The 383-nt window shown below is 46.2% G+C and carries 1 pseudogene; it reads right to left on the minus strand.

From position 1 onward, the window contains the following. Window positions 1-229, minus strand: a pseudogene (locus tag B3W37_RS08910) (radical SAM protein); the annotation flags it as partial. Between the last annotated feature and the right edge of the window lie 154 nt (window positions 230-383).

Here is a 383-nt window from a genome sequence, read left to right on the forward strand (position 1 = left end):
CAACCGTATTTACGGCTTCATCCGGGGTCAGAATTCCCCGGCTTACCCCGGGGCGCTTTTCGCATTTATTAAACCCCCGGCGGCAGAATTTGCATTGAATGTTGCAGGAAGGACTGACCGGGAGATGGATCCTGCCAAATTTAAAATGTGCTTCGCTGTTAAAGCAAGGGTGGGTCTTGACTAGATGGCTGAACGGTGATTCTTTATGATTATTCGGGCATCCTGACATTTTTTCTCCTCCTCCAAACCAGTGAACCATCGCCGGAAAGCTGCAAAGCTGAGATCAGAAAAGGTCAATCCGCCTCCAGTTTTCTGGTCAGAGAAAGATCCAATTTATATGGTCCAGTATTCCTATTATAATACTAAGTATTTTAGCTGTCGTG

It is taken from the genome of Syntrophomonas sp. UBA5494 (genome assembly GCF_002426325.1).